Source organism: Phyllobacterium sp., from assembly GCF_037994405.1.
Lineage (GTDB): Bacteria > Pseudomonadota > Alphaproteobacteria > Rhizobiales > Rhizobiaceae > Phyllobacterium.
The window spans coordinates 1-7,697 of record NZ_JBBNAN010000134.1 but is presented as its reverse complement, the minus strand read 5'-3'; the positions used below and the strand labels follow the sequence as shown (position 1 = coordinate 7,697).

General features: G+C 56.1%; 3 protein-coding genes and 4 pseudogenes. 4 read left to right on the top strand and 3 right to left on the bottom strand.

Features of this window, described 5'->3' with window-relative positions:
• A pseudogene (locus tag AAAC48_RS08335) lies at positions 1–195 on the bottom strand (HlyD family secretion protein); the annotation flags it as partial.
• On the opposite strand from AAAC48_RS08335, the pseudogene AAAC48_RS08330 reads away from it, so the two are divergent.
• Positions 193–444, top strand: a pseudogene (locus AAAC48_RS08330) (LysR substrate-binding domain-containing protein); the annotation flags it as partial. The pseudogenes AAAC48_RS08335 and AAAC48_RS08330 sit on opposite strands and share 3 nt — an antisense overlap.
• Positions 445–1,152: 708 nt before the next feature.
• On the opposite strand, the gene AAAC48_RS08325 reads toward AAAC48_RS08330, so the two are convergent.
• Entirely contained in the window at positions 1,153–1,584 is a 432-nt protein-coding gene (locus AAAC48_RS08325) for a hypothetical protein (protein WP_340653736.1), read from the bottom strand.
• Positions 1,585–2,665: 1,081 nt separating this feature from the next.
• Positions 2,666–4,540: an adenylate/guanylate cyclase domain-containing protein gene (locus AAAC48_RS08320; RefSeq protein WP_340653735.1), complete on the bottom strand. Its 1,875-nt coding sequence runs from the start codon at positions 4,538–4,540 to the stop codon at positions 2,666–2,668.
• A 306-nt stretch (positions 4,541–4,846) separates the two neighbouring features.
• Here AAAC48_RS08320 and AAAC48_RS08315 point away from each other — a divergent pair.
• From AAAC48_RS08315 to AAAC48_RS08305, 3 genes and pseudogenes are all read left to right on the top strand, one after another.
• A pseudogene (locus AAAC48_RS08315) lies at positions 4,847–5,504 on the top strand (recombinase family protein).
• Positions 5,485–7,142, top strand: a pseudogene (locus AAAC48_RS08310) (IS481 family transposase). Before AAAC48_RS08315 ends, AAAC48_RS08310 begins: the two co-directional pseudogenes overlap by 20 nt.
• Positions 7,132–7,560, top strand: a complete 429-nt coding sequence (locus AAAC48_RS08305; protein ID WP_340653734.1) for a hypothetical protein — start codon at positions 7,132–7,134, stop codon at positions 7,558–7,560. The pseudogene AAAC48_RS08310 and the gene AAAC48_RS08305 overlap by 11 nt, the downstream one beginning before the upstream one ends.
• Positions 7,561–7,697 lie beyond the last annotated feature (137 nt).

Genomic DNA, 7,697 nt, shown 5'->3' with positions numbered 1-7,697 from the left:
GGTGTTGACTTCAGGTTCGACCGACATGCCGGAGCGAAGCCGGCCAGCCAGCGCTTCGTCATCAATCACGATCTTCACAGGAATACGCTGGCCGATCTTGGTGAAGTTGCCGGTCGCATTGTCCGGGGGCAGCAGTGCGAATTCGAGACCGCTTGCCGGTGACAGACTGTCGACGTGACCCTTGATCGCTACGTCTCGAACAGCGCCGAAACGCTGCGCTATTTGACACTGACCGGCCATGGCATTTTTCTCGCGCCAAGCTTCGTTATTTTTGACGATCTCGCCAGCGGCACGCTGATTTCGCTTCTGCCGGACTTCAAGCCTGTCGAATTCAGCATCAACGCGATCTATCCAAACCGCAGCCACCTGCCAGGCAAGGTGCGCGTCTTCATCGATCTTCTCGCCGAGCGCTTCCTTGAGCACCGGCAATGGATGTCGCAGTGAACAGCGCCAAATAGTCATCGACGGCCAAACAATTAGTTTGTTCCGGCAATTACATGTGTATCGGCTCCAAATTTTGATCCGACCCAGGCGCCAATTATCTCTGACCTCTACAACTAGTGAAATCGCTTATTCGGCTTACCTATTTCACACAGGTTGATACCACCCCTTCGCTCTTGTTGACGGGCACGCACTTACCAGTCAACGTTGCCTTCGATGCGCCATAGATCGATGACTGTGGCGTGATATATGGCGGCTCAGCTTTATTCCCCATGCAGCCGACAAGCATAATCGCTGCAAGCATCAAGGTAAGGTATCTCATTTGTGCTTCCCCCGATCAAAATTTTGATCGGGTCAAGAATACCATGCCAGCACGATCGGGTCAGGACATCCCTTTGGACGACAGCTCGTCTGGAGCGAAGCGCCTTAATCGAGCCCTTATTTCAGCTGCACCACCGAGAACGAAAGGAGCTGATGAGTTCCTACGAATGAAGCTGGTTCCTATGCTTGTGTTTGAGACCTTCGGATACGAGCACTCGCGCGCCGCGAGCCCCGAGGGCGCAATTGCCACGGTGTAGTTCATTGGTCTCGCCCTTTGCCTTGCCTGACCCCTGTTGGCGCCGGATCGGTATCCGTCAAGATGCCCGACGCCCGGGGTCATCCAATCCTATGTGAAGGCCAATGTCTGGCATGCCTTGAACCGATTCTGCGCTAGTCAGCCAACGTATCCCATAACCACGCGATGAGATTCCGCCGCCGGTTGCCAACTGCCTTGCGGACGTAGTGAGCCGCGGTCGCAGCGCTCACGGTCCCTCCGAAATGACAATAGCAGAGAGCCCTGTGCAATTGGTAATCGGTCAGTTGGAAAAATCGCTTTGCGTCGCCATAACTGTCGCCCTCCAATCCAGCCGCACGTAGAATGGGATCTTCGAAAGCCACCGTGATCGGCGATCCGTCGGCGCGGACAAGCTCGCGTTTCTTGGACGGCAGGTCTTCTGTCTGGTATAACGTCGCGAGACGCTTGCCCGGATTTAATTCGAGAAGTTCTGCCCAGCGTTCAATGCGTTGGTTGCGCGACAGGGGCGGCTGGTCCCTTTCGACATCGGCGACGGTCTGCAACTGTTCGATTGCAAAGTGCTTCATTTTCTCCTCCATTGGGTGTGCGACATCAACGACGGGCGGACAAAAACGTTCCGTCCTGCGGGGGCGCTGAAAGAGATAATAACATCGGGAAAAGAAGCTGTGAACGGCTGCCACAGCTGTCCAAGCGATACGCATCCGATCCAATTTGCGCCCATGTGTTCCCTTGGCGTAATGTCCTTGAGAAGCGGAGATACAAGAACAACAGCGGACGAGATCGTCAGGGGGTCGGTGACATCAGGACGGACGTAACAACATGAGGGGAATCGGTGCCTTTGGGGCATAGGTAAATCACATTCAGTGCCGCTTTGGTCCTCTTCAAACCGGGTCTTCATGCTGCCGAGAAAAGTTGTTGCGAAAAAGAGGAGGAGGAGGAGACGTTGGGTAGGTTACCGGGCCGTCTCGAACTCCTCCCCAAGGCTGACCGCCGTTGGGGGACCGTTTGGCGGTCAGGTTGCCAAAAATACGCCTGCACAAGTGATGCAACAGTGACGTACCGATGTCTGTCGTCGGAATAGTTGCACCAAGGAGGAAGACCGTTGGGCTGGGTCACATTCCCTAGAGGGAAGGCTCGAAATCCGTAACGGAACTGAGCGCTAGCTGTAGCGGCTTGCATTCGAAATGTGCCGAACCTGCAATCCAGACAATTTCCTGCCCACAATAAGTGCAACTGAAAATCGGGCGCGTGCCCGGATTAACTGCAACTGTGCCCAGATTAAGTGACACGTGCTCGCATTGCAAAGTGTCCTGCTCACATTATCTGCAAGTGAAAACCGCTCAGATCGGCAAACCCGCCGCAAGCATCTTGTCCTGGAGGAATGCGGCGCCTGCTGGATCGAGTGTGTTGTTGAACAACGCCTTTATCTCGGCAGGTTTGGCACATTTCGAATACAAGCCGCCCACATAGTGCTCCAAATGTGAAAACCCGACGCTCGGTGCCCGACGACAACAGCCGCTCAGGGTGGAACTTTGTCGTTTGAGGCGGCTACCGGAACAAGCAAGGAGCGCCAAGAGCTGACGATCGGCCCCAGGACAGCCTTCGTTCTCGCGTAGCGCCATGATTTGTATGACTGCTGTAGTCCCACTATTTCTCAGGCAAGCCCGCTTTACGCAGGCCCTCGATGATCCGCTGGTATTGGGCCAGAAAAATTGGATTGTCTGAAAAACCCGCATGCACCCATCGATCAATAGTGTAGTTCGGCATTAACTTAAGTAGTTCGGCAACGGCCGCGTGAGCCTCGGCGCTCTGTCCCGTCCACGCATACGCAGAAGCCAAGTCGACATAGGAGATCCAGAATGGGCTGAGCGCAACAGACCGACGGCACCATTCGATCGCGTCAGCATCCCGCGCAAGATGCGTGTGTGCGTGACAGATATTGAAATACCAAATGTTCAAGAGGGGATCTCGCGGGCTCAACCGAATTGCGGTCTGAAGCGGTGCAAACGCCTCCTCTGCCCGGCCGGCACGGATCTTGGCGTTACCCAGCGACGCATAAGCGGGCGCCAGACTGGGATTTATCGAGATCGCCGCCCCATACTCATCAATTGCAGATTCGAAGTCCTTTCCTCCACCCCGCAGGATTTCGCCCTTCACGAAATGCGCCATCGCGTCATTGGGAAACGCCGATAGCACCCGGTTTACGGCGGCGGTAGCCCGCGCGAGCTCCTCATCTGGGCCGCTACTCCAACGATAGTTGACTCCGATAGCCAATGTCTGCGCCAGCCCTAGGAGAGCCTTGGGCAGATCCGGCTCAATACGCAGAGCTTGCTCAAACAAGTCGCGGGACTGAGACAGCAGTGCGCGGGAATAGGGTTGATTGAGCAAAGACCATCCGCGCATCGCGAGATCAACGGCATTCGGATTATTGGGACGCTCCGTTTGGGCGCGGCGGCTCTCCGCTTCGGTTAGCTCTAGGTCCAGTCTCCGTGCCAGGCGGCCGGTTATTTGATCCTGTAGCTGCATAGACTTGGTCCAATAGCCGTCAAAACGATCTGACCAAATTGCAAGATTCGTTTCCGCGTCAATCAATTGAGCGTTGATGCGCACCTGGTTTTCCGTTCGGCGCAGACTACCATCCAAAATGTAGCGCACATTCAGTTCCCGGCCGATCTGTCTGGCATCCAAGTTCCTCCCCTTGTATGTGCGGGCGGTGCTCGGTGCGATCACGAAACTATCCTCAATGCGCGACAGATCTGTCGTTAGATCATTAGTAATGGCATCGGCGAAGTATTCCTGCTCAGGATCGTTGCCGAGATTGGTGAATGGCAACACCACGATAGACAAGCGGTGGATCGGCTGTTGATGAGGTCCATTGAAGTACCAAGACGCCGCGCCCACGCCGATCAGGAGAAGAAGAACGAGTGCCGCCACAAGCCGTCTTCCGCGCTGCCTATTCCATCTAACGGAGAAGTCCCGTTTCGGGATCCTCGCGTGAGGAGCCAAACGGTAAACTCCTATGGGATCGGTGATGTTCTTGACCCGTTGTTCGCCAAGCGATTGGAATCCTAACACGAGCTTGTGCTTCACGTGATCGACGACGGTCCGCGAAACGGCAATGCCGCCAGGCTCCGCCAGTTGCTGCAGGCGCGCAGCAATATTGACACCATCGCCGTGCCGATCGTCGCCCTCGACAATTACGTCGCCAAGATTGATCCCGATCCGTACGTCGATGCGCTGGTCTTCAGCGAGGCCCGTGTTGCGCTCCGCCATCGCTCGCTGTAGCGCCACTGCACATTCGACTGCGTCGACGACACTGCTGAATTCGGCAAGCAACCCGTCGCCCATCAGCTTGAAGATGCGACCTCGATGCTTGGTGATTTCCGGCTCGAATAGCTCTTTACGATGGACGCGCAGCCGTTCGAAGGTCTCCGCCTCATTCTGCTCCATCAGCCGGCTGTAACCCACAACGTCAGCGGCCAGAATGGCTGCAAGGTGTCGCTCGGCGCGTTCTTCGACCATGTGGAGAGTCTGCTCCCAGAGAAGACGGTTGGGAGATTGTATGGGTGCCGCGCCAGGGAGTCTATTGCGTATCACCGTCAAAATTGACCGATTCGATGGCTTCGTATGGAACTTCTCCTGAGAAGCATGACTTAGATCGGCGGCACGTCTGTCGGAGAACCATCAGAAAAACGGGCGTTTTCCTTGCAGTTGATTGCGGGAGCGCAATTTGATCGATTTTTCCGCTAGATAACTCAATCAAAAAAAGTATACAAAGTTGATTGTCCCACTTTTTCTTTTTTGGCGGCACCCATGTTCATCGGCTAAATGCGTGTATCCAAGAGTGACGGCAGTCAAACGCTTGCCCCTCAACGTGACGCTTTGATCGAAGCTGGCGTTGATGCCGCCGTTCTTTATGAAGACCTTGCCTCCGGCCGAAAAGATCACCGGCCCGGACTGGATGCTTGTCTCAAGGCATTGCGCGCGGGCGATACATTGGTTGTGTGGAAGCTCGATCGACTTGGCCGGGACCTCAAACATCTCGTCACACTCGTCGATGAGCTGCGCAACCGCGACATTGGATTCAAGGTACTGACCGGCCAAGGTGCAGAGATTGACACCACCACTGCGCACGGTCAGCTGATCTTCGGCATTTTCGCCTCGCTCGCCCCAATTTGAACGCGAACTCATTATCGAGCGCACCCATGCTGGATTAAAAGCAGCGCGGGCCCGTGGACGGATGGGTGGGCGGCCGCGCAAGATGGATCGATCGACGCTCTTGATGGCGATGACTGCAATGTCGGATTCAAACGCCAATGCAACGGAGGTTGCCAAACGCCTCGGCATCACCACCACTACCCTCTATTCATACGTCAACGGCGACGGTTCGGCCAAAGCGCTGGGCCACCTTCTGCTTGAAGGCCATTCCGATCCCGCGGATCGACCACATCTCAAAGCCAGGCGCAATGCCGAGCGGACGGCGTAAGGCGGTCCCGCCAGATTCCTTGATGCAGCTGCGTCAGCGGCTGGACCGCCTGCCGCACAAAAGCCCGGAACGAGCCACCCAGATCAAACTGGTCGCGGAATTGTATGGCATCTCGTCGGCGAGTGTTTACCGGGCGTTGCACCGCTTTCGACAACCCCGCTCGGCGTATCGTGCCGATCGCGGCAAGCCGCGTGTGATGAATCCTCCGATCTCGTGCGATACTGTGAACTGATCGCAGCATTGAAGCTGCGCACAACCAACAAACAGGGCCGGCATCTTTCCACCGGACGCGCCATCGAACTTCTCGAAGATTATGGTGTGGAAACGCCGCAGGGCCTTATCAAAGCACCCGAGGGATTATTGCGCCGTTCGACGGTGAATCGCTATCTGACAACGCTGCGGCTCGATCAGACCCATCTGCTCCGGCAGCCACCGGCAACGCGGTTCCAGGCGGAACACAGCAACGACTGCTGGCAATTCGATATGTCGCCATCAGATCTCAAGCACATCGAGCGTCCCGACTGGGTCGACTCGGCCAAGGGTGAGCCGACGCTGATGCTGTTCAGCGTGGTCGATGATCGCAGCGGTACGGTTTATCAGGAATATCGCTGTGTCTATGGCGAAGATGTCGAATCAGCATTGCGCTTCCTGTTTAATGCGATGTCTGCAAAAACTGATCCCGGGTTTCCCCTCCAGGGAAGACCGAAGATGCTTTATCTCGATAACGGCCCCGTCGCGAAGGGCCGGGTATTCCAGAATGTCATGCAGGCGCTCGATATCGAATGGCAAACGCATGTTCCAGCCGGCAAGGACGGTACCCGTACGACGGCGCGCTCGAAGGGCAAGGTTGAACGGCCGTTTCGCACCGTCAAGGAAGCCCACGAAACCCTGTATCACTTTCACAAACCTGAAACCGAGAAACAGGCAAACGCGTGGCTGTTGCGCTACCTCATGCGCTACAACGACCAGCAGCACCGATCGGAAAAACATTCGCGTATCGAGGATTGGCTCGCTCACGTACCAGTTGATGGGTTACGGGATATGTGCGCCTGGGAGCAGTTCTGCCGCTTCGCCCGCGAACCGGAACGGCGCAAGGTCGGCATCGATGCGCGGGTTAGCATTGATGGCACCGCTTATGAACTGGAACCCGACATGGCCGGCGAGACGGTCGTGCTGCTCTGGGGACTGTTCGACGATGAACTCTATGCCGAATTCGACGGCGAGCGCTTCGGCCCATATTACCCGGTTTCCGGCCCGATCCTGTTGCATCGCTACCGCGCCTTCAAGCGCGGTAAGGTCGAAGAGCGTTCTGAGCGCATTCGTTCATTAGCGGACCAGATCGGATTGCCGATCGCGGCGCTTGCTGGTGACGTGCGGCTTATCCTGCCTGCACCGTCTGCCGTCGCACTGCCACACCAGCCATTCGACGCCGACGCGCATGAATGCCGGTTTCCAAATACAATTGCCGCCAAGCTGGCAATTGCCAATGACCTGGCGCGGCCGTTGACGAAATTGCCGGTAGAAGATCGAGAGTTCATCGACCAGGTGCTGAGAGAAACGTTTATCCGGCGCATCGTGCTGGCGCGCGTTCGAGATTATTTCCGTCAGAATCGATCAGGAGAGGATCATGCGAGCTGAAGTCATGAAGCATTACGGCCTGACCATGCCATTGAGCCGAGCAGGTTATTTCGAGACCGAACACCATCAGCAGCTGATGAAAGATATCAAGGGAGCGATCCTGGAGGGACGGTTGATCGCCATCTGCGGCGTTGTCGGCAGCGGTAAAACGATGATGTTGCGGCGGATCGAGCAGGTATTGGAGGAAGAGAAACGCGTCACGGTGTCCAAATCATTGGCGATTGAGAAACATCGCATCAAGCTCGCCACCTTTATTTCCGCCCTGTTCTACGATCTCTCAACCGAAAGACAGGTGCGAATCCCGACACAAGGCGAAAAACGCGAACGCGATCTGTGCGAACTGGTGAAGAAGAACAGAACAAGCGACCGGTCGCGCTGTTCGTCGATGAAGCGCATGATCTCAACGGGCATACATTGACCGGCCTCAAGCGCCTGATGGAACTGGTGGAGGGTGGCGACGGCCGCCTTTCCGTCATTCTTGCCGGCCACCCGAAATTGCGCAATGACTTGCGACGCGCCACCATGGAAGAAATCGGCTATCGGACCGATATCTTC

Excerpts from the sequence above, each read along its gene's own strand:
- AAAC48_RS08325 (WP_340653736.1), bottom strand. The coding sequence starts at position 1,584 with ATGAAGCACTTTGCAATCGAACAGTTGCAGACCGTCGCCGATGTCGAA.
- AAAC48_RS08320 (WP_340653735.1), bottom strand. The coding sequence starts at position 4,540 with ATGGTCGAAGAACGCGCCGAGCGACACCTTGCAGCCATTCTGGCCGCT.
- AAAC48_RS08305 (WP_340653734.1), top strand. The coding sequence starts at position 7,132 with ATGCGAGCTGAAGTCATGAAGCATTACGGCCTGACCATGCCATTGAGC.